This is a genomic window from Kineococcus glutinatus (genome assembly GCF_039542765.1).
Taxonomy (GTDB): domain Bacteria; phylum Actinomycetota; class Actinomycetes; order Actinomycetales; family Kineococcaceae; genus Kineococcus_A; species Kineococcus_A glutinatus.
Genome location: NZ_BAABIL010000062.1, coordinates 13,869 through 35,549, shown reverse-complemented (window position 1 = coordinate 35,549; position 21,681 = coordinate 13,869). Strand labels below are relative to the sequence as shown.

Here is a 21,681-nt window from a genome sequence, read left to right as displayed (position 1 = left end):
GCCCCGAACACCGGCGCGCGGTCGGGGTCGGGGCGCCAGTGCACGCTCGTCAGCAGCACGAGGGGCAGGTCGCGCCCGCAGGGCAGCTGCCGCAGCGCGCTGGCCAGCTGCTCGCCGTTCGTGCCCGGCATGTGCATGTCGAGGACGGCGACGTCGAACGCGCGACCGGCCGCGAGCAGCGCCAGGGCCTCCGCCGCCGAACCGACGTCCGTGCACTCCATGCCCCAGGTCTGCATCTGCAGCCGCAGCACGCGCCGGTTCGTGGCGTTGTCGTCGACGACGAGGGCGGCGCGGCCGCTGAGGACCCCCTCGACCGCGACCTCGGCGCCGTCGCGGCGGGCGGCGCTGCCGGACAGGACGACGACGGCCGTGAACGTGGAGCCGACGCCCACCACGCTGTCGACCTCCAGCTCCCCGCCCATCGCCCGCACCAGGCGCTGGCTGATCGCCAGGCCGAGACCGGTGCCGCCGTAGTAGCGCGTCGTGGAGGAGTCCACCTGGCTGAAGGAGCGGAAGAGGCGGTCCATCCGGTCCGCGGGGATGCCGATGCCGGTGTCGCGCACCGCCATCCGCAGCCGGACGGGCCCGCCCGGCTCGGCGCTGAGGCGCTCGGCGCTGACCGTCATGACGACCTCGCCGTGCTCGGTGAACTTCACCGCGTTGGTCAGCAGGTTCGCCAGGACCTGCCGCAGCCGGGTGACGTCGCCGCGCAGCACCGGCGGCGTGGACTCGTCGACGTGGCCGACGAGCTCGACGCCCTTGGCGCTGGCGGGGTGGCTGACCAGGGCGAGGGCGCTCTCCACGCAGGCGCGCACGGAGAACGGCTCGTCGTCCAGCTCCAGCTCGCCCGCCTCGATCTTGGAGAAGTCGAGGATGTTGTTGATGATGCCCAGCAGCGCGTCGCCGGAGTCGCGGACCGTCTCGGCGAGCTCGCGCTGGTCGGCGTCGAGGTCGGTGTCCAGCAGCAGGTCGGTCATGCCGATGACGGCGTTCATCGGGGTGCGGATCTCGTGGCTCATCGTCGCCAGGAACGCCGACTTCGCGGCGGTGGCGGCGACGGCCTCGTCGCGGGCGCGGGTGAGGACCTCCACGGAGGCGTTGACGGCGCTGGCCATCTGCGCGACCTCGTAGGGGCCGGAGACCTCCGCCGGCTCGTTGAGCTTCCCGGCGGACAGCCGCTGCGCGGCGGCGGTGACGCGCCGGACGGGCCGCGTCACGGACCGCGTCACCCACCAGGCACCGGCGGCGCTGAGCAGCACCCCGACGGCCATGCCACCGAGGATGAGCTGGCGGGTCTGCGCGGCGCTGGCCTCGCTGGCGGCGATCGCCCGGGCGAGGTCGGCGCGCTCGCGGTCCTCGAGCCGGTCGAGGACGGTCTGCGCCGTGATCATGTCGGTGCGGCCGCGGTCGGTGACGACGACCGCCTGCGCGGCCGGGAAGCCCGCGGCGCGGCGCAGCTCGATGGTCTCGTCGAGCTCGCCGAGCAGGTCGTGCACGGCGGTCTCCAGCTCGGCGTGCAGCTCGGTGCCGCCGGCGCGCTCGCCGGTCATCCACCGCAGCACGGCGAGGTTGTCGTCGATCTGGCCCAAGGCCTCGCGGTACGGGTCGAGGTAGTACTCCCGGCCGGTGATGATGTAGCCGCGCTGGCCGCGCTGGGCGTCCTTGAGCAGACCGCGCAGCGCCTCCACGCGGTCGATGACGTGGTAGGAGTCCTCCACCTGCGTGCGCTCGCCCAGCATGCCGCCGATGCGCACGTAGGAGCTGGTGCCGACGACGACGACGGCGACGATCGCCAGGAGGAAGCCGGAGGTGAGCAGGCGCGCCACGGTCCAGCGCCCGAGGCGGCCCCGCATCACCAGCCGCCCGCGGCGCCGACCCGGGCGGCGAGGGAGCGGTCGATGGCGGTGAGCAGGGCGCTCAGCACGACCGGCTTGGTGAGGTAGGTGGCGCCGAGGGCCTGGCCCGCGGCGATGTCCTCCGGCTGCACCCGGCCCGACAGGAAGATCGCGGGCATGGCGGCGCAGGCGGGGTCGGTGCGCATCTGGGCCAGGACCTCCAGGCCGCTGCGCCCGGGCATGGAGACGTCGAGCACGACGAGCTCGGGGGCCCCGCGCTCGGCCACGATCTCCAGCGCGGCCTCGCCGGAGCCCGCGCCGACGACGCGGTGGCCCGCGGCGCGCAGGCGGACCTCGAGCAGCGTGCGGATGTCCTGGTCGTCCTCGACCACGAGAACTCTGGCCACGGTCTGCGTCCCCTCCTCGGCCCCGGCCCCTGGCGAGGCCCCGACCCCGGGTCCATCGGCGCGAACGGCGACGCGCTTGAGGTCGGGCGGGCGACCGGGTGCCGCCGAGCGGGGGCACACCGGTACGCGCGGTGACGAGAGGGGGCGGTGACCACCCGGGCGGCGCAGCGCGCCGGGCCGGCCGGGCTCAGCCGGGAGCGGTCAGCCGAGGCCGGGGAACCACAGCCCGATCTCGCGGGCGGCCGACTCCTCCGAGTCCGAACCGTGCACGAGGTTCTGCTGCACGCGCAGGCCCCAGTCGCGGGCGAGGTCGCCGCGGATCGTGCCGGGGGCCGCGGTCGTGGGGTCGGTGGTCCCCGCCAGGGCGCGGAAGCCCTCGATGACGCGCTGGCCCTCGACGACGGCGGCCACGACGGGCCCGGAGGACATGAACTCCACGAGGGGCTCGTAGAACGGCTTGCCCTCGTGCTCGGCGTAGTGCCCGGCGAGCAGCTCGCGGTCGGCGGTGCGCAGCTGCAGCGCGACCAGCGAGTAGCCCTTGGCCTCGATGCGGCGCAGCACCTCCCCCACGAGGTTGCGGCGGACGCCGTCGGGCTTGACGAGGACGAGGGTGCGCTGCACAGCGGTCGGGTCGGCCACGGCGACACCCTAGCGGGCGGTCCCGCCCCCCTCGTGGGGGCCGCCGCGCCCCGTCCGCGCGGCCGACCGGGTGAGCCACGGGATGCGGGGCGCGGGGTGCGGGAGGACGATCACCGGCGGTGCGACCGCCCGGCGGTGGTCGCGGTGTCGTCGAGGAGGAACGCCATGTCGTCGGACGCAACGGCCCAGGAGCAGCACACCACCACCAAGGCCGTGCTCATCTCGGTGGTGGCGGCCATCGGGGGGTTCCTCTTCGGCTTCGACACCGCCGTCATCAACGGCGCCGTGGACGCCATCGCCGGGGCCTTCGACCTGGGTCCGACCCTGCAGGGCTTCGCCGTGTCCTGCGCCCTGCTCGGCGCCGCCCTGGGCGCCTGGTTCGCCGGCGGGCTGGCCGACCGCTTCGGCCGCAAGGCCGTCATGGTCGTCGGCGGGGGGCTCTTCCTCGTCGGCGCGGTCGGCTCGGGTTTCGCCTTCGCGGTCTGGGACCTCATCCTGTGGCGCTTCGTCGGCGGCGTGGGCGTCGGCGTGGCCTCCGTCATCGCCCCCACCTACATCGCCGAGGTGGCCCCCGCGCACATCCGCGGACGCCTGGCGTCCCTGCAGCAGCTCATGATCACCATCGGCATCTTCGTCGCGCTGCTGTCCGACGCCTTCATCGCCAACACCTCCGGCGGTGCCGACCGGCAGAGCTGGCTGGGGCTGGAGGCCTGGCGCTGGATGTTCCTGTCCGGCGCGATCCCCTCGGTGGTGTGGGCGCTGCTGGCCCTCACCGTGCCGGAGTCGCCGCGCTACCTCATCGCCACCGGTGAGACCCGCCGCGCCGGCGACGTGCTGCGCGACGTGCTGGGCCTGCTCAACCCCGCGGCGATCTCCCGCAAGGTCGAGGAGATCCGGGCCAGCGCGCACCGGGAGGACAAGCCCAGCCTGCGCGACCTGCGCGGGCCGCGCCTGGGGCTGCAGGGGATCGTCTGGGTGGGCCTGCTGCTGTCGGTGCTGCAGCAGGCGGTCGGCATCAACGTGATCTTCTACTACTCCACGACGCTGTGGCGGTCGGTGGGTTTCGAGGAGTCGCAGGCCTTCACCACCTCCGTCATCACCTCGGTCACGAACGTGGTCGTCACGTTCATCGCCATCGCCACCGTGGACAGGATCGGGCGCAAGCCGCTGCTGCTGGCCGGTTCGGTGGGCATGGTCGCGTCCCTGACCACGATGGCGATCGCCTTCTCCCAGGCCGGCGGGCCCAGCGACGCGCCGACGCTGCCGGGGTCGTGGGGCCCGATCGCCGTGGTGGCCGCCAACGTCTACGTCATCTCCTTCGGCGCCACCTGGGGCCCGGTCGTGTGGGTGCTGCTCGGGGAGATGTTCCCCAACCGCATCCGGGCCGCGGGCCTGGCCGTGGCGGCGGCCGCGCAGTGGCTGGCGAACTTCGCGATCTCCACGACGTTCCCCGCCCTGGCCGACGTCGGCCTGCCGCTGGCCTACGGCCTCTACGCCGCCTTCGCGCTGGCCTCCTTCTTCTTCGTGTGGCGGGCGGTGCAGGAGACCAAGGGCCGCGAGCTGGAGGAGATGGGCACCTGACGCGGCCGCCGCCCGGCCGGCAGCGGACCGCCGCACCGCCGGGCTGCAAAATCTTGCAACGCGTGATTGCTCTTTGCATTGCATAGAGCTACCTTTCGGTCACCCCTCCCCCCGACCGCAAGGGACGTCGACGATGACGACAACCGCCTCGCGCACCGCCGCGCGACGCGCAGGAACCTCGCTGGTGGCGCTCGGTCTGGCCGCCGCGGGCATGATCGCCTCCGCCGCCACCGCCACCACCCCGGCGGTGGCGGCTCCGCCCGGCAGCAAGCCGGTGACCGTGCAGCTCTTCGAGTGGAAGTGGACGGACGTCGCGAAGGAGTGCGAGACCGTCCTCGGGCCACAGGGCTTCGGCGGCGTGCAGATCTCCCCGCCGCAGGAGCACATCGTCCTGCCGGGCCAGGGCTACCCCTGGTGGCAGAAGTACCAGCCGATCAGCTACAAGATCGAGGGCCGCAGCGGCAACCGCGCCCAGTTCACCGACATGGTGAACCGCTGCAACGCCGCCGGCGTGAAGATCTACGCCGACGTGGTCATCAACCACATGGCCGGCACCGGGCAGTCCGGCACCGGCAGCGCAGGCAGCACCTTCAGCGACTACACCTTCCCCGCCGTGCCCTACGGGCCGGGCGACTTCAACGACTGCAAGCGCTCGATCTCCAACTGGGGCAACCGCGACGAGATCCGCAACTGCAACCTGCTGGCCCTGGCCGACCTCAGGACCGGGTCGGAGCACGTCCGCACCAAGCTGGCCGACTACCTCAACGACCTGCTGGCCATCGGCGTCGCCGGGTTCCGCGTCGACGCCGCCAAGCACGTCCCCGTGGCGGACTTCCAGGCGATCTACGGCAAGCTCACCAAGCCCTACTACGTCTACCACGAGGTCTACAGCCAGCCCGGTGACGTCGTGCCCTCCAGCGAGTACGCCGTCCTCGGCGACGCCGGGGAGTTCGCCTTCGGCCCCCGCGTCGGCAACGCCGTGCGGGACGGCAACCTCGCCTCCCTGCAGAACATCGGCAGCGACCCCGGGTGGATGCCCGCCGACAAGGCCAAGACCTGGATCGACAACCACGACACCCAGCGCGACGGCACCGCCAGCCTCACCTACAAGAGCGGCGCGGAGCTGTACGACCTCGCCAATGCGTTCCTGCTCGCCCACCCGTACGGCAGCCCCGTCCTGATGTCCAGCTACCGCTTCGACGACAAGGAGGCCGGCCCGCCCAGCAACGGCGGCAACACCACCAAGGACGTCGACTGCGCCGGCGGCGAGTGGATCTGCGAGCACCGGCGCGCGACGATCTCCGGCATGGTCGGCTTCCGCAACTCCGCCGGCACCGCCGCCCTGCAGAACTGGTGGACCAACGGCAGCAACCAGGTCGCCTTCAGCCGCGGCGACAAGGCGTTCGCCGTGTTCAACCGCGGCGGCTCCACCCTGCAGCGTACCTTCAGCACCGGCCTGCCCGACGGCAGCTACTGCAACGTCTACGGCGGCCGCGTCTCCGGCACCACCTGCACCGCCGGTTCCGTGACCGTCTCCGGCGGCCAGGCCAGCATCAGCGTCCCCGCCGGCCAGGTCGTCGCCCTGCACGTCGGCGCCCGGGGCGGCGCGTGCACCACGGGCTGCGAGCAGGGCGCCGTGCAGGTCGGCGTCTCCGCCACCACGACCCCCGGGCAGACGGTGCGGATCGTCGGTGACGACGCCGCGCTGGGCGGCTGGGCCCCCGCCTCCGGGGTGGCGCTCACCGCCGGGGCCGGCTCCACGTGGAGCGGGCGCGTCAGCGGCCTCGCCGCGGGCACGACCTTCCGGTACAAGTACGTCAAGGTGGACGGCGCGGGCACCGTCGTCTGGGAGAGCGGGGCCGACCGCACCGCCACCGTCCCGGCGAGCGGCACCCTCACCCTGGCCGACACCTTCCGCGGCGACACCGTCGCCACGACCCAGGCCGTGAGCTTCGCGGTCGGCGCCACCACGACGTACGGCCAGAACGTCCACCTCGTCGGCAGCAGCCCGCAGCTGGGCGCCTGGGACCCCGCCAAGGCCATCGCGCTGTCCTCGGCGGCGTACCCGACCTGGCGCACCACCGCGGCGGTGGACCTCCCGGCGAACACCCGCTTCGAGTACAAGTACGTCAAGAAGAACCCGGACGGCACGTACACGTGGGAGGGCGGCGCCAACCGCACCTACACCACGGGCGCGTCCGGCTCGGTGGGCCTCAGCGACACCTGGCGCTGACGGAACACCCCGGCGGCACGGGGGCCCGGCGGGATCGTCCCGCCGGGCCCTGCCGCACCCGCGCCGTCCGGCCGGTCACGGCCGCAACCGGCGCGCCACCTCCGCCTGCTCCCGCTCGATGCGCGCCCCCAGGTGCAGCGCCGTGAACCACAGCACGGCGAAGAGGGCACCCACCCCGAACATCAGGGGCACCAGGAGACCCCCGGCGACGACGGCGACCTGGAGCACCGAGCCCAGCACGTACCCGGCGCGCACGCGCAGCAACCCCGCGCACAGCAGGCACAGCAGCGACAGCGCCCCGAAGGCGCCCAGCGACGCGGCCGTGCCCGCCCCCGACAGCCGCATCGCGACGAGGGCGGCGAACAGCACGACCAGCGCCTCGGACACGAGCACGGTGGCGGCCATCGCCCGCCGCGGGTTCTTCACCGCCGCACCCCCCTCACGCCTGGACCCGCAGCAGGGTGCGGGCGTCACCGGCCAGCACGACCGACCCGGTGACGACCACCCCCCCGGTGACGTCGGCCTCGGCCTCGGCCAGCCCGAGGGCCACGTCCAGGGCCTCGTCGACGCGCTCGGCGACGTGGACGCGGTCCTCGCCGAACACGCCCTCGGCCAGCTCCGCCAGCTCCGCCGGCTCCATCGAGCGCGGCGATGAGGAGCGCGTGACGACGACCTCGGCGAGCACCGGCTCCAGGGCGGCGAGCACCCCCTCGGCGTCCTTGTCCGCGGCCACCGCGACGACCCCGACGAGGCGGCTGAACGTGAACGCCTCCGCCAGCGCCTCCGCCAGCACCGCGGCGCCGCCCGGGTTGTGGGCGGCGTCGAGCACGACGGCCGGCGAGCGGCGCACCACCTCCATGCGCCCCGGCGAGGTGGCGTCCGCGAACGCCGCCTCCACCACCGCCGGGTCCAGGGTGCCGCCCGCCTCCACGAGCAGCGCCTCGGCGGCGCTGAGCGCGACGACGGCGTTGTGCGCCTGGTGCGCCCCGTGCAGCGGCAGCAGCACGTCGGCGTAGGTGCCACCGCGGGTGCGCAGGTCCAGCAGCTGCCCGCCCACGGCGAGGCGGCGGTCGGCGACGGCGAACTCCACGCCCTCGCGGGCCACGGAGCAGCGCTCGCCCGCCACCCGCGCCAGCAGCACCTCGGCCGCCTCCGGTTCCTGCGCGGCGAGCACGGCGGTCGCGCCGTGCTTGATGATCCCCGCCTTGTTGGCGGCGATCTCCGCGATGGTGGAACCCAGCCACGCCTCGTGGTCCATCGACACCGGCGTCACCACGCACACGTCCGGCTGCACCACGTTCGTGGTGTCCCACGTGCCGCCGAGGCCCACCTCGACGACGGCCACGTCGACGGGGGCGTCGGCGAACGCCCAGAACGCCATGAGGGTCAGCACCTCGAAGAAGCTCAGCCGCGGCTGCCCCGCCGCCTGCGCCCGCTCGTCGACGAGGCGGACCACCGGCTCGACGTCCTGCCAGACCGCGACGAACCGCTCGTGGCTCAGCGGCTCGCCGTCGATCGCGATGCGCTCGGTGACGTCGGACAGGTGCGGGCTGGTGAAGCGGCCGGTGCGCAGGTCGTGCTCGCGCACCAGCCGCTCCACCATGCGCGTGGTGGACGTCTTGCCGTTGGTGCCGGTGACGTGCACGACGCGGTAGGCCAGCTGGGGGTCGCCGAGCAGCGCGCAGCCCTCCCGCACCCGGTCCAGGGTGGGGTGGATGCGGTGTTCGGGGTTGCGGGAGAGCACCTCGGCGACCACCTCGGCGTAGCGGCGCTCCACCTCCGGGTCCGGGCGGTGGGCGGGTCGGGAGACGCGGCTCACCGCAGCTCCTCCGCCCGCTCGACCGCGATGCGGACCTCGTGGCCCTCGACGCTGCCCGTCAGCGTCGCCCGCTCCGCCGGCAGCGCGTCGGCCGAGCCCGCCGAGCCGAACTGCTGCGCCAGCGTCTCGCCCACCACGAGGTTCTGGTGGTGCACCAGCGCCTGCCACACCGGCCCGTCCGCGGCGACGGTGAGCCGGATGCGGTCGGCGACGTGCAGGCCGGCGTCGCGGCGGGCCTGCTGCACCAGCCGGATGACGTCGCGGGCCAGCCCCTCCGCGGCCAGCTCGGGGGTCACCGCCGTCTCCAGGACGACGAAACCACCGGACTCCAGCGCCGCGGTGGCGCGCTCGCCACCACCGCCGCCCTCCACCGCGAGGGTCACCTCGTACTCCCCCGGCCGCAGCGCGACGCCGCCGGCGACGACCCCGCCGTCGGTCTCGCTCCAGTCGCCGGAGCGCGCCGCGCGGATCGCGGTCTGCACCTCCTTGCCGATGCGCGGGCCCGCGGCGCGGGCGTTGACGGCCAGGCGGCGCACCACGCCGAACTCCACCGCGCGCTCGGGGGTGCCGAGCACGACGTCGCGCACGTTGACCTCCTGCGCGACGAGCTGGGCGAACGGGCGCAGCAGCTCCGGGTCGTCGAGGACCTCCAGCCGCGCCAGCGGCAGGCGCACCCGCAGGTTCGCCGCCTTGCGCAGCGACAGCGCCGCCGAGCAGACCGAGCGGGCCCGGTCCATCGCCGCCACCAGCTCGGGGTCGGCGGGCAGGTCGTCGGCGTCGGGCCACTCGGTCAGGTGCACCGAGCGCCCACCGGTCAGGCCGCGCCACACCTCCTCGCCGATCAGGGGCAGCAGCGGGGCCAGCATCCGGGTGAGCACCTCCAGGACGGTGTGCAGGGTGTCCAGCGCGTCGCGCGCGGCCTGCGACTCCCCGTCCCAGAACCGCTCCCGGGAGCGGCGCACGTACCAGTTCGTCAGGACGTCCAGGAACTCCCGGGCGCTGGCGCACGCCCCGGAGACGTCGTAGCCGTCGAGCTGGCCGGTGACGGTCACCACGGTGTCGTGCAGCTTCGCCAGGACGTACCGGTCGAGCACGTCGGGGGACGTGGTGCGCCAGCGCGGGGTGTGGCTGGAGGTGCCCGCGTAGAGGGAGAAGAAGTACCAGGTGCTCCACAGCGGCATGAGGACCTGGCGCACGCTGTCGCGGATGCCCTGCTCGGTGACGACGAGGTTGCCCCCGCGCAGCACCGGCGAGGACATGAGGAACCAGCGCATCGCGTCGGAGCCGTCGCGGTCCAGCACCTCGGAGACGTCCGGGTAGTTGCGCAGCGACTTGCTCATCTTGCGGCCGTCGTCGCCGAGCAGGATGCCGTGCGAGACGCAGGTGCGGAACGCCGGGCGGTCGAACAGCGCCGTGGCGAGCACGTGCAGCGTGTAGAACCAGCCGCGGGTCTGCCCGATGTACTCGACGATGAAGTCGCCCGGGTAGTGGCTCTCGAACCACTCGGTGTTCTCGAACGGGTAGTGCACCTGCGCGAACGGCATGGCGCCGGACTCGAACCAGCAGTCCAGCACCTCCGGGACCCGGCGCATGGTGGAGCGCCCCGTCGGGTCGTCCGGGTTGGGGCGGGTGAGCTCGTCGACGAAGGGGCGGTGCAGGTCCGCCGGGCGCACCCCGAAGTCGCGCTCCAGCTCGTCGAGGGAGCCGTACACGTCCACGCGCGGGTACCGCGGGTCGTCGGACGTCCACACCGGGATCGGGCTGCCCCAGTACCGGTTGCGGCTGATCGACCAGTCCCGGGCGCCCTCCAGCCACTTGCCGAAGGACCCGTCCTTCACGTGGCCGGGCACCCAGGTGATCTCCTGGTTCAGCTCGACCATCCGGTCGCGGATCTTCGTGACCTCCACGAACCAGCTCGACACCGCGCGGTAGATGAGCGCGTTGCCGCACCGCCAGCAGTGCGGGTACGGGTGGTCGTAGGTCTCCTGGCGCAGCAGCAGCGTGCCCGCGGTGACCGCGCCGGCGACGCGCTTGAGGTCGGCGATGATCTGCTTGTTCGCCTCGAACACCTGGGTGCCGGCGTAGTCGGGGACCTGGGCGGTGAACTCCCCGCGGGAGTCCACCGGCACGACGGCGGCGATGCCCGCGGCGTCGGTGACGGCCTTGTCCTCCTCGCCGAAGGCGGGCGCGATGTGCACCGCGCCGGTGCCGTCCTCGGTGGTGACGTAGTCGGCGGGCAGCACCCGGTGGGCTCCTCCGTGCCCGGCGAAGTAGGAGAACGGCGGGGTGTACGCCGAGCCGAGCAGGTCGCCGCCGCGCAGCCGCTGCACCACCTGCGGCGCCTCGGCGCCCTCGGCGGTCAGCTCGCGCGCGTAGGCCGCGACCCGGTCCGCGGCCAGCACGAACCGCTCGCCGCCCTTCTCCACCACGGCGTACTCGATCTCCGGCCCGACCGCGACGGCGAGGTTGCTGGGCAGCGTCCACGGCGTGGTCGTCCAGACGAGGACGCGGGCCCCGGCGGCCGGGCCGCTGGTCAGCTCGAACCCGACGGTGACGGCCGGGTCCTGCCGCTGGCGGTAGACGTCGTCCATCCGGGTCTCGGTGTTCGACAGCGGGGTCTCGCAGCGCCAGCAGTAGGCCAGGACCCGGAACCCCTCGTAGACGAGGCCCTTGTCGTACAGCGTCTTGAAGGCCCACATCACCGACTCCATGTAGTCGGTGTCGAGGGTCTTGTAGTCGTCGGCGAAGTCCACCCAGCGCGCCTGGCGGGTGACGTAGCTCTCCCACTCCGCGGTGTAGCGCAGCACGGAGGTGCGGCACGCGTCGTTGAACCGGGCGACGCCCATGTCCTCGATCTCGGACTTGTGGGTGATCCCGAGCTGGCGCTCGGCCTCCACCTCCGCGGGCAGGCCGTGGCAGTCCCAGCCGAAGCGGCGGTCCACCCGCTGCCCCCGCATGGTGCGGTAGCGCGGCACCACGTCCTTGACGTAGCCGGTGAGCAGGTGGCCGTAGTGCGGCAGGCCGTTGGCGAAGGGCGGGCCGTCGTAGAAGACGAACTCGTCCACCCCGCGGGGGTGCCGCTCCAGGCTGGCGGCGAAGGTGCCGTCGGCCGCCCAGGAGTCGAGGACGCCCCGCTCGATCTCGGGGAAGCGGGGGCTGGCGGGCACGGCGCGCGCGCCGCGGCCGGCCGGTCCGGCGGCCGCTGCGGCGGTGGGTTCCGGGGTGGTGGGTTCCTGGGTGGTCGGGTCCTGCGCGGACACGGTCTCCTCCAGCCGAGTGCGTTCCCAGCCGCGAGGACGACGGGTGCCGGTCTCGGCGCCCACCGCGGTACCACCCCGCTTGCCGCCGCACGCGCACCCCGGGCGGGCCGGGAGCGCGCGGTCGGCGACCGCTCGTCGTCCGGCTGTCACGGGCCGGACCCGTCCGGGTCTAGTGGGGCGCCCCGCTGGCCGGGACCGCCCGTTCTTCCGGAGGCTCGCCGGTGATGGCCGGGTCGACGCCTGTGCGCTCGAGTCTAACCACGACGGCCCGCCGGGTCTTCCGGGTCGCCCACCCCGCCGCGCCCGGTGGGGCGGGCGCGGCGCGGTGGGCGACACCGCTCAGCGCAGCGAGAGCGTCCAGCGCCGCGGCACCGTCGTCGTGAGGTAGACGAGCACCCCCTCGGGGGTCAGGGAGCCGCGCAGCCACGTGTAGCGCTCCCCGCCGTCGGCGATCACCGGCTGCCGAGGGCCGGCGCCGGTGCCCGGTCCGAAGCGGATGACGTCACCGCCGACGGCGTAGCTCCCCCAGCCCTCGACGAGCTGGGAGGTGCCGGCCTCCTCGTCGAGCACCTGCGTGCCCGTCAGGACGCCACCGGCGCGGAAGGCCAGCTCGATCGTCACCGGCACCTCGGCGCCGTCGAGCTCCAGCTCCACGTCGACGCCGCGGGCGACGTCCCCGCCCACCGGGCGCACCACGGCGCGGGTGGTGAGCACCCGGGCGTCGCGGTGGCGGTGCGGGAAGTCCATCGCCGCCCAGAACCGGCCCTCGGGGGTGAGGGCGTAGTCGCCGTCCGGGCGGCGGTACCTGGCCGGCAGCGGCTGGTAGTACCCGGCGGTGATGCGCTGGCGCAGCTCGAAGGAGCCGTCGGGCGCCGCGCCGAGGCCGCGGGGGCGGAAGTGGCCGGTGGAGAAGAAGTTCGGCTGCAGCCGCACCGACTCCAGCACGGCCCCGCCGCGGCGGAAGGACAGGAACGTCGGGTTCGTGGACAGGCCCGAGCCGATGGGACCGGGGCGGTCCTCGTCGCCGCCGCCGTCGGTACCGGCGAAGACGACGGCGGTGGCCGTGCCCGAGCGCAGGATCGCCAGGTCGCTGCCGGGCACGAGCACCCGCGCCGGGAGCCGCAGCGGGGTGGGCGCGGGCAGCGGTGCGGCCAGGTCGGGGGCGAGCAGCACCTGGGCGTAGGCGTCGCCGAGCTCGGCGACCTCCTCGGCGGCGAGGATGCGCTGCACGGCCGCGGCGAACTCGCCGTCGCGGTCGCGCAGCGCCATCTCGCGCAGCTGCAGCAGGAACGGGTCGAGGAACCGGCGGCTCCCCTGGTCCTGCCGGCGCGACTGCACCGATTCCACCTGCCCGTCGGGGTGGGTGGTGCGCAGGGTCAGGCGCAGGTTGCGCCGCACGACGTCGCGCAGCGCGGTGCGGCCGGCGTACCGGGCCAGGGCCAGCAGCGAGGGGTTGGTCACGGCGGCGGAGTAGTTCGGGCTGCGCTCGGAGTACTGCCCGTCGGCGTCGACGTCGACGCCCTCGGCCAGCCACGCCTCGATGCGGTCGCGGTGCGCCGGGTCCGGCAGCAGCGCGTCGATGCGCGCCAGCGCCCCGCAGATCTCCCAGCGGTGGTTCGGGGTGTGCACGCCGCCGGTGGCCATCGCCGCGCCCACGGCCCGCAGCACCACCTCCAGGTCGGCGCGGGCGGCGGCGGTGGCGGACGCGGTCGCGGGCGCGAGGTCGGCGTCGGCGCGGAGCAGCACGAGCAGCCCGGCGAGGTCGTTGGCGCTGAAGGCGCTGTCCGGCGGGGAGTGCAGGTTGCCCTGGTCGAAGAGGCCGTCCTCGTGCTGGGCGGCGCGCAGCGCGGCGACCAGTTCGGTGACGACGGCGGCGAGGGCGGGGTCGTGGTGGTGGCGGGAGAAGGGCGTGACCCAGACCGCGGCCAGCCGCAGGGCGCTGCGCGCCATCGCCCGGTTCTGCCACAGCCCCGCGATCTGGGTGGGGTAGTCGGTGAGCACCTGCGGCACCTGGGCCTCGGCCGCCGCCAGCAGGCGCCGCGCGAACGGCACGTCCACCCCCTCGGCGAAGGCGGCCAGCGGCCCGGCACCCGCCGCGGGGCCGGTGGTGGCCGCGCCGGCCGCGGTGGCTGCGGTCAGCAGGTGGGGTCCTCCCACGTCGGCGGTGCCACCGGCCAGCACGGCGCGGCGGGCGACGCCCTGCCCGCGCGCGGGCCGCTCGGGGACGTGCTGCTCGGGAACGTGCTGCTCGGGAACGTGCGCCTCGGTCACGCGGGCCTCCCCCGGGATCCGCGGTGGGGCGCGCCATCGCGCCCACGAGATCCGGAAATCCCTTTCCCCGCACACCCTGGTGATCCGGCAGGCCCGCGTCAAGGTGCCGGCGTGCCGGTCCGGGCTCAGTCGCGCCCGGCGTCGGTGCGGGAGCGGCGCAGCGCGAGCAGCACCCCGACGATGCCCGTGGCCGCGGCGACGGCGCCGCCGACGGCGATGAGCGCGGTGTCCGTGCCGCCCCCGTCGCCGGCCGACCCCGCCGACGAGGTGGGGGTGGCGCTCGCCGTCGCGCTCTCGGACGGCGTCGCGGACGGCGTCGCGGTCGCGCTCTCCGACGGCGTGGCGGTCGGCGTCGCGGTCGCGCTCTCCGACGGCGTGGCGGTCGGCGTCGCGGTCCCCGCGACGGTGAAGCCGAAGCCGTCCTCGATCGGGTGGCCGTCGGAGGAGACGACCCGCCACAGCACGGTGTACCCACCGGCGGCCAGGGGCCCGGGCAGCGCGAGGGTGACGGCCGAGCCGTCGGCGACGGCCGCGGGCGTCGTGACGGTCGCGCCGGTCGCGTCGCGCAGGACGACTTGCGGGTTGATGCCCAGCACCGGGGCGCTGAACTCCAGCCGCACCTCCGCCGGCGCCGTCGCGAGCTGCTCGCCGTCGGCGGGCGCGGTGCGCAGCAGGCGGTCGTGCGCAGAGCTGGGCTGCGCCCCGGCGAGGAGCAGGCAGGCGGTGGCGAGGACGGTGAGGAGGAGGCGGCGCACCCACCGAGCCTAGGCGGCGCCCGCGCGGCGACACCGTCGGCCTAGAACCCGGACTCGGAGTACCGGATACCGCCGGTGCGGGCGTAGCCTGGCGGTGCCGGCCCCGCCGTGCCCGAGCCTCGAGGAGGAGCAGTGGCCCAGACCCACCAGCAGCGCGCGCTGCGCGACGTCGTGTTCGTCGACGGCGTGCGCACACCGTTCGGCAAGGCCAGGCCGGACGGCTACTACGCCGAGACCCGCGCCGACGACCTCGTCGTGCAGTGCCTGCGCGAGCTGCTCCGCCGCAACCCGTCCCTGCCGCCGGAGCGGGTCGGCGACGTCGCCGTCGCCGCCGCCACCCAGAGCGGGGACCAGGGCCTGCTGCTCGGCCGCAGCGCCGCGCTGCTCGCCGGCCTGCCCGCCACCGTGCCCGGCTACTCGATCGACCGCTGGTGCGCCGGCGCGATGACCGCCGTGACCACCGCCGCCGGCAGCATCGCCTTCGGCGCGGCCGACGTCGTCCTCGCCGGCGGCGTCGAGCACATGGGCCACCACCCCATCGGCTCCGGCACCGACCCCAACCCCCGCTTCCTCACCGAGCGGATCGTCTCCCCCGACGCGCTCAACATGGGCGTCACCGCCGAGAACCTGCACGACCGCTACCCGGCCCTCACCAAGGAGCGCGCCGACGCGTGGGCCGTGGGCAGCCAGACCAGGTTCGCCAAGGCGCAGGCCGACGGCAGCATCGGCCGCGACCTCGTCGCCGTGGCCACCCGCAGCACCGAGCGCGGCTACGGGCTCGCGACGGTCGACGAGCTGGCCCGGCCCCAGACGACGCTGGAGGGGCTGGCGAACCTCAAGACGCCGTTCCGCCCGCACGGGCGCGTCACGGCCGGCAACGCCTCGCCGCTGACCGACGGCGCGACCGCGTGCGTCCTCGCCGACGCCGGCACCGCCGCCGAGCTGGGCCTGCCCGTGGGGATGCGGCTGGTCAGCTACGCCTACGCCGGCGTCGAGCCGGAGGTCATGGGCTTCGGCCCCGTGCCCTCCACCGAGAAGGCGCTGGCGCTGGCCGGGCTCGGCATCGACGACATCGGCCTCATCGAGATCAACGAGGCGTTCGCCGTGCAGGTGCTGTCGTTCCTGGACCACTACGGCATCGCCGACGACGACCCCCGCGTCAACCCCTGGGGCGGCGCCATCGCGATCGGCCACCCGCTGGCCTCCTCCGGCGTGCGGTTGATGATCCAGCTCTCGCGGCAGTTCGAGCAGCACCCCGAGGTCCGCTGGGGCATCACGACGATGTGCGTCGGCCTCGGCATGGGCGGCACGGTCGTCTGGGAGAACCCGCACTTCGACGGCAGCGGCGACGCAGAGGGGAACCCCGCGTGAGCACCTCCACCAGCGAGTCCCTGACGCCCGCCCCCGGGCCGTCGACCACCACCGGCACCGGCGGCGAGCCCGCCCGCCCCGGCACCACCCGCGCCCTGCTGCGCGTGGTGGACCTGCCCGCCGGCGGTGGCCGCCTGGGGCTCATCACCCTGGACAACGGCCACCCGCGCCGGCCCACCCCGATGTCGCCGGAGGCGCTGGCCTCCCTGGACGCCGCCCTCGACGAGGCGCTGCGCAGCGGGGTGGCGGCCGTGGCCGTCACCGGCAAGCCGGGCTTCTTCTGCGCCGGCGCCGACCTCAGGCGCATCGGCGAGCTGCGCACCCGCGACGACGCGCTGCGCACCGCCCGGCAGGGCCACGACGTGTTCCGCCGCCTCGGCGAGCTCGGCGTGCCGACGTTCGCCTACGTCAACGGTCTCGCGCTCGGCGGCGGCCTGGAGCTGGCGCTGCACTGCACCTACCGCACGGTGTCCACCGGCGCGGCGGGCATCGGCCTGCCCGAGTGCTACCTGGGCCTGCTGCCCGGCTGGGGGGGCTGCTACCTGCTGCCGCACCTCATCGGGCCCGAGGCGGCCGTGGACGTCGTCATCGGCAACGCGCTGGCGGGCAACAGGACCCTCAAGGGGGCGCAGGCCGCGCAGCTCGGCATCGCCGACGTCGCGTTCGAGCCGGCCGACTTCCTCGAGCGGTCGCTGCGCTGGACCGCGCGCGTGCTGCGCGGGGAGCTGACCGTCTCCCGCCCCGAGGTGCCCACCGACGCGGCGACCTGGGAGGCCGCCGTCGCCAGGGGCCGTGCCATCGCCGACGCGCGGGTCCACGGCGCCGCACCGGCCCCCTACCGGGCGCTGGAGCTGGTGGCCGCCGCCCGCACCGCGAGCCGCGACGAGGCGTTCGCCGCCGAGGACGAGGGCCTGGCCGACCTGGTGTCGGGCGAGGAGTGCCGGGCCGGCCTCTACGCGTTCGACCTCGTGCAGCGCTTCGCCAAGGCACCGGCCGGCGCACCCGACGCGGGGCTCGCGCGCAGGGTCGGCAAGGTCGGCGTCGTCGGGGCCGGGCTGATGGCGAGCCAGCTCGCGCTGCTGTTCCTGCACCGGCTGCAGGTGCCGGTGGTCCTCACCGACGTCGACGAGGAGCGCGTCGCCCGGGGCGTGGGGTTCGTCCGCGCCGGGGTGGACGAGCTGCACGCCAAGGGCCGCATCGGCGCGGACGCCCGCAACCGGCTGCACGCGCTGGTGTCCGGCTCGACGGACAAGCAGGTGTACGCCGACGCCGACTTCGTCGTCGAGGCGGTGTTCGAGGACCTCGAGGTCAAGCGGCAGGTGCTGCGCGAGGTGGAGCCGCTGCTGCGCCCCGACTGCGTCCTGGCCACGAACACCAGCTCGCTGTCGGTGGCGGCGATGGCGGAGGTCCTGGAGCACCCCGAGCGGCTCGTCGGGTTCCACTTCTTCAACCCCGTCGCGGTGCTGCCGCTGGTGGAGGTGGTGCGCACCGGGGCCACCGACGAGGCGACGCTCGCCACGGCGTTCGCGGTGGGGCGCTCGCTGAAGAAGACGTGCGTCCTGGTCCGCGACGCCCCCGCGTTCGTCGTCAACCGGATCAGCACCCGCTTGTTCGCCGAGGTGGTGCGCGCCATCGACGAGGGCACGCCGCTGCTGGAGGCCGAGCGGGCGTTCGACCCCCTCGGGTTGCCGATGTCGCCGCTGCGGCTGGCGCAGCTGGTGGGCCCGGCGGTGATGCTGCACGTGGCCGAGACCCTGCACTCGGCGTTCCCCGACCGGTTCCACCTCTCGCCGTTCCTGCAGCGCTGGGTGGCGGCGGGCGGCCCGGACCTGGTCACCCGCAAGGGGCCGGTGGAACTGACGGAGGCCGCCGCGCAGGTGGCCGACGGGGCGGGCGCGGTGCCGGTGGGGCAGGAGGAGCTGCTGCGCCGGGTGCAGGACGCGGTGGCCGACGAGGTGGGCCGCGTGCTCGACGAGGGCGTGGCCGGCTCGGCGCAGGAGGTGGACGTGTGCCTCGTGCTGGGCACGGGGCACCCGCTGTTCCTGGGCGGCATCACCCCCTACCTGGACCGCACCGGCGCCTCGGAGCGGGTGCGGGGCACCCGTTTCCTGCCGCGGGGGGTCGCGAGCGTGCCGTGAGCCGGCCCGTGAGCCGGCCCGTGAGCCGCCCCTGAGGTCGGCCCGCCCGCGCCCTGAGCGGGCGGGCCCCCACGGGTTACGCGACCCGTCATCCGGAGTTCACCCGGTTGACGGCTGGCGGCGCACGCAGGGTGCACGATGGGCGCGCTCCGCGTTCCCTCCCCCTGGAGAGCCCCGATGACGCGTTCCACCCCCCGCACCCTGGCGGCCGCCGCGACGGCGCTCGGCCTCAGCGCCCTCGTCGCCGCCACCACCACCCCCGCCCACGCGGCCGTTCCCGACGCGGCCCGCGCGGCCGTTCCCGGCGCGGTCGGTGTCGACCCGGCCCGCGTGAACGGCTTCCTCGACCGCTGGCTCGTCGACGTGCAGGTCCTGGCCATCAACGACCTGCACGGCGCGCTGGAACCGCCCTCCGGTTCCGGTGGCCGCGTCCAGACGGGGGTGGGCCCCGACGGCGCGACCCCCGTGACCGTCGACGCCGGCGGTGCGCCGTACCTGGCCACCACGCTGGAGCGCCTGGAGGGCCAGGCGCGCAGCGGCAACACCATCACCGTGGCCAACGGCGACCTCATCGGCGCCTCGCCGCTGCTGTCGGCCGCCTTCCACGACGAGCCGACGATCGAGGCGGCCAACCTCATGGGCGTCGACTTCGCCAGCGTCGGCAACCACGAGTTCGACGAGGGCGCCCAGGAGCTGCTGCGCATCCAGGAGGGCGGCTGCCACCCGGTCGACGGCTGCGCCGACGGCACGCCGTACGGGGGCGCGGACTTCCAGTACCTGTCGGCCAACGTCACCTCGTCCGAGACCGGCGAGCCGCTGCTGCCGCCCTACGGGATCCGCGAGGTCCAGGGCGTCCCGGTCGGTTTCGTCGGGGTCGTGCTGGAGGGCACGAAGAGCATCGTCAGCCAGCAGGGCGTGGCCGGGCTGGAGTTCGCCGACGAGGCGGAGACGACCAACCGCTACGTCCGCGAGCTGCGGCGCCAGGGCGTGCAGACCATCGTCGTCCTGCTGCACGAGGGCGGCCAGCAGAGCGGCCCGGCCGCGTGGGACGTCAACGGCTGCACCGGGCTGCAGGGGCCGGTGGTCGACATCGTCGAGCGCCTCGACGACGAGGTGGACGTCGTCGTCACCGGGCACACGCACCAGGGGTACAACTGCGAGATCGACGAGAAGCTCGTCACGAGCGCCACGTCGAACGGGCGCGTGGTCACCGACATCGACCTGCGCCTCAACCGCTTCACCGGTGACGTGCTGCGGGCCAAGGCGGTGAACCGCGTCGTGGAGCGCACGGCGGCACCGGACCCCGAGCAGACGGCGCTCATCGACCGCTACCGCACCGCGCTGGGCCCGATCGCCTCCGAGGTGGTCGGCGAGACCGCCGAGCCCCTCACCCGCACCCAGGAGGTGCTGTTCGACGGCGCCCTCGGGGAGTCGGCGCTGGGCAACGTGATCGCCGACGCGCAGCTGGCCGCCACCGACGACGAGACCGGGGCCGTGGCCGCCCTGATGAACCCCGGCGGGGTGCGCGCCGACCTCGACGCCGGTCCGGTGACGTACGAGGAGGCGTTCACGGTCCAGCCGTTCGCCAACAACCTCGTCACCCTCGACCTCACCGGCGAGCAGCTGGGGTGCGTGCTGGAGCAGCAGTTCGCCGTCGGGCGCACCCTCTACCCGTCCTCGACGCTGTCCTACGTCGTCGACCCCGCGGGCACCAGCGCCCCCGTCGACGGCGACCCGTGCACCGGCACCCGCGTCGTCGACGACAGCATCACGATCGGCGGTGAGCCGGTGACGGCGGAGGGCACCTACCGCATCACGGTGAACAACTTCCTCGCCGGCGGTGGGGACGGCTTCACCGCGCTGACGGGGGGGACGAACCCCGTGACCGGGCAGATCGACCTCGACGCGTTCACCGCGTACCTGGGCGAGAACGCGCCCCTCGCGGCCCCGGCGCTGGACCGCATCCGCACGACCGGGGAGGCCGCGGCGGCCTGACCCGCCCGCCCGGCCCGCAGCGCGGAGGCCGTGACCCGCACCGGGGTCACGGCCTCCGCCGCGTGCGGGGGCGGCTGGGGCGGGCCGTCAGGCGAAGGCGCCGATCCCCGTGAGCTGCTTGCCGATGATGAGGGTCTGGATGCTCTCGGTGCCCTCGTAGGTGTGCAGCGCCTCGATGTCGGCCATGTGCCGCATGACGCGGTGCTCCAGCAGGATGCCGTTGCCGCCCATGAGGTCGCGCGCCATCGCCAGCACCTGGCGGGCCTTGCGGGTGGCGTTCATCTTCGCCAGCGACGCCATCGTGTCCGTCAGCCGGCCCTGCTCGGCCAGCCGCGCGGTGCGCACGCAGAACAGCTGCATCGCGGTGACCTCCGCGAGCATGTGGACGAGCTTCTCCTGCACGAGCTGGAACGAGGCGATCGGCTTGCCGAACTGCCGGCGCTGCATCGCGTAGGACAGGGCGCACTCGTAGGCGGCGGTGGCGTGCCCGAGCGCCGCCCAGGCGATCCCGGCCCGGGTCGCGGACAGCACCCGGCCGGTGTCCTTGAAGGTGCGCGCCCCGGGCAGCTTGTTCTCGGCCGGCACCCGGCACCCGCGCAGCTCGATGTCGGCGTTCCACACCGCGCGCAGCGAGCCCTTGCCCTCGATGACGGTGGCCTCGTACCCGGGGGTCCCCTTCTCCACGAGGAAGCCCTGGACCTGCCCGTCCTCCCCGCGCGCCCACACCACGCAGACGTCGCAGATGGTGCCGTTGCCGATCCAGCGCTTGGCGCCGTCGAGGACGTAGGAGTCGCCGTCGCGGCGCGCGGTGGTGGCCAGCGCCACGGAGTCCGAGCCGTGGTCGGGCTCGGTGAGGGCGAACGCCCCGACCGCCTCCAGCCGGGACATCGCCGGCAGCCAGCGCTCCTTCTGCTCCTCGGAGCCGCAGAAGGCGATGGAGCGCATCGCCAGGCCGGCCTGCACGCCGATGAAGGTGGCGAAGCTGCCGTCGCCGCGGTTGAGCTCCATGGTGATGAGCCCGGCGGCGGTCGCGCTGAAGGCGGGGATCCCCGGTCCCTCCAGCCCGTCGCCGACGACCCCGAGCCCGGCGTACTTCTTCACCAGCTCGAAGGGGAACTCCGCGCGCTCCCAGTAGCCGGAGGCCACCGGGACGACCTCGGTGTCGACGAAGCGGCGCAGCGTCAGCCACACCTCCCGCTCGGCGTCGGTGAGGTCCTCGGCCAGGCCGTAGTAGTCGATGCCCAGCCCGCTCTCGACGTCGCGCACGTGCGTCCTCCTCCTCCGCGGCCTGCGCCGCGCTCACCGGCAGCGGCGGCGTGGCCCGCCGCCCAGGGTTCTTCCGGACCGCCTCCCGCCGCGCCGGCGCGCCCGGCCTCG

At 74.6% G+C, this 21,681-nt stretch carries 14 protein-coding genes; 5 read left to right on the top strand and 9 right to left on the bottom strand.

Features of this window, described 5'->3' with window-relative positions:
• The 3 genes from ABEB16_RS03380 to ndk form a co-directional block, all read right to left on the bottom strand.
• The coding region (locus ABEB16_RS03380; RefSeq protein WP_345710860.1) for an ATP-binding protein at window positions 1-1,826 on the bottom strand (1,826 nt) is incomplete at its 3' end.
• Window positions 1,827-1,852: 26 nt separating this feature from the next.
• Window positions 1,853-2,242, bottom strand: a complete 390-nt coding sequence (locus ABEB16_RS03375) for a response regulator transcription factor (RefSeq protein ID WP_345710859.1) — start codon at window positions 2,240-2,242, stop codon at window positions 1,853-1,855.
• A 201-nt stretch (window positions 2,243-2,443) separates the two neighbouring features.
• Window positions 2,444-2,881: a nucleoside-diphosphate kinase gene (gene ndk, locus ABEB16_RS03370; RefSeq protein ID WP_345710858.1), complete on the bottom strand. Its 438-nt coding sequence runs from the start codon at window positions 2,879-2,881 to the stop codon at window positions 2,444-2,446.
• 165 nt (window positions 2,882-3,046) lie between these two features.
• Between ndk and ABEB16_RS03365 the strand changes: the two genes are divergently transcribed.
• Together ABEB16_RS03365 and ABEB16_RS03360 are read left to right on the top strand one after the other, a co-directional pair.
• Window positions 3,047-4,462: a sugar porter family MFS transporter gene (locus ABEB16_RS03365; protein ID WP_345710857.1), complete on the top strand. Its 1,416-nt coding sequence runs from the start codon at window positions 3,047-3,049 to the stop codon at window positions 4,460-4,462.
• A gap of 184 nt (window positions 4,463-4,646) precedes the next feature.
• Window positions 4,647-6,695, top strand: a complete 2,049-nt coding sequence (locus tag ABEB16_RS03360) for a carbohydrate-binding module family 20 domain-containing protein (protein WP_345710856.1) — start codon at window positions 4,647-4,649, stop codon at window positions 6,693-6,695.
• Window positions 6,696-6,770: 75 nt separating this feature from the next.
• Here the strand turns inward: ABEB16_RS03360 and ABEB16_RS03355 are convergent, their stop codons facing one another.
• The 5 genes from ABEB16_RS03355 to ABEB16_RS03335 all read right to left on the bottom strand — a co-directional run bounded on the left by ABEB16_RS03355 (window position 6,771) and on the right by ABEB16_RS03335 (window position 14,800).
• Window positions 6,771-7,121 (bottom strand): DUF4233 domain-containing protein, encoded by a 351-nt coding sequence (locus ABEB16_RS03355; protein ID WP_345710855.1) that lies wholly within the window; start codon window positions 7,119-7,121, stop codon window positions 6,771-6,773.
• Between the two features lie 13 nt (window positions 7,122-7,134).
• A complete protein-coding gene (locus ABEB16_RS03350; protein ID WP_345710854.1) occupies window positions 7,135-8,514 on the bottom strand; it encodes a bifunctional folylpolyglutamate synthase/dihydrofolate synthase in 1,380 nt (459 codons plus the stop codon).
• Window positions 8,511-11,681: an isoleucine--tRNA ligase gene (gene ileS / locus ABEB16_RS03345; protein ID WP_345710863.1), complete on the bottom strand. Its 3,171-nt coding sequence runs from the start codon at window positions 11,679-11,681 to the stop codon at window positions 8,511-8,513. The genes ABEB16_RS03350 and ileS overlap by 4 nt, the downstream gene beginning before the upstream one ends.
• Window positions 11,682-12,113: 432 nt before the next feature.
• Entirely contained in the window at window positions 12,114-14,045 is a 1,932-nt protein-coding gene (locus ABEB16_RS03340; protein WP_345710853.1) for a hypothetical protein, read from the bottom strand.
• A 125-nt stretch (window positions 14,046-14,170) separates the two neighbouring features.
• Window positions 14,171-14,800 (bottom strand): copper resistance CopC family protein, encoded by a 630-nt coding sequence (locus tag ABEB16_RS03335; protein WP_345710852.1) that lies wholly within the window; start codon window positions 14,798-14,800, stop codon window positions 14,171-14,173.
• Window positions 14,801-14,932: 132 nt separating this feature from the next.
• Here ABEB16_RS03335 and ABEB16_RS03330 point away from each other — a divergent pair, with 132 nt between their 5' ends.
• From ABEB16_RS03330 to ABEB16_RS03320, 3 genes are all read left to right on the top strand, one after another.
• Entirely contained in the window at window positions 14,933-16,171 is a 1,239-nt protein-coding gene (locus ABEB16_RS03330) for a thiolase family protein (protein WP_345710851.1), read from the top strand.
• Window positions 16,172-16,275: 104 nt separating this feature from the next.
• Window positions 16,276-18,309, top strand: coding sequence for a 3-hydroxyacyl-CoA dehydrogenase NAD-binding domain-containing protein (locus tag ABEB16_RS03325; protein WP_345710862.1), 2,034 nt, complete (start codon window positions 16,276-16,278; stop codon window positions 18,307-18,309).
• Between the two features lie 177 nt (window positions 18,310-18,486).
• A complete protein-coding gene (locus ABEB16_RS03320) occupies window positions 18,487-20,304 on the top strand; it encodes a bifunctional metallophosphatase/5'-nucleotidase (protein ID WP_345710850.1) in 1,818 nt (605 codons plus the stop codon).
• 87 nt (window positions 20,305-20,391) lie between these two features.
• Here ABEB16_RS03320 and ABEB16_RS03315 read toward each other — a convergent pair whose 3' ends face one another.
• A complete protein-coding gene (locus ABEB16_RS03315) occupies window positions 20,392-21,570 on the bottom strand; it encodes an acyl-CoA dehydrogenase family protein (protein WP_345710849.1) in 1,179 nt (392 codons plus the stop codon).
• Window positions 21,571-21,681 lie beyond the last annotated feature (111 nt).

Coding starts and splice junctions, on each gene's coding strand:
- ABEB16_RS03365 (WP_345710857.1), top strand. CDS start 3,047: ATGTCGTCGGACGCAACGGCCCAGGAGCAGCACACCACCACCAAGGCC.
- ABEB16_RS03320 (WP_345710850.1), top strand. CDS start 18,487: ATGACGCGTTCCACCCCCCGCACCCTGGCGGCCGCCGCGACGGCGCTC.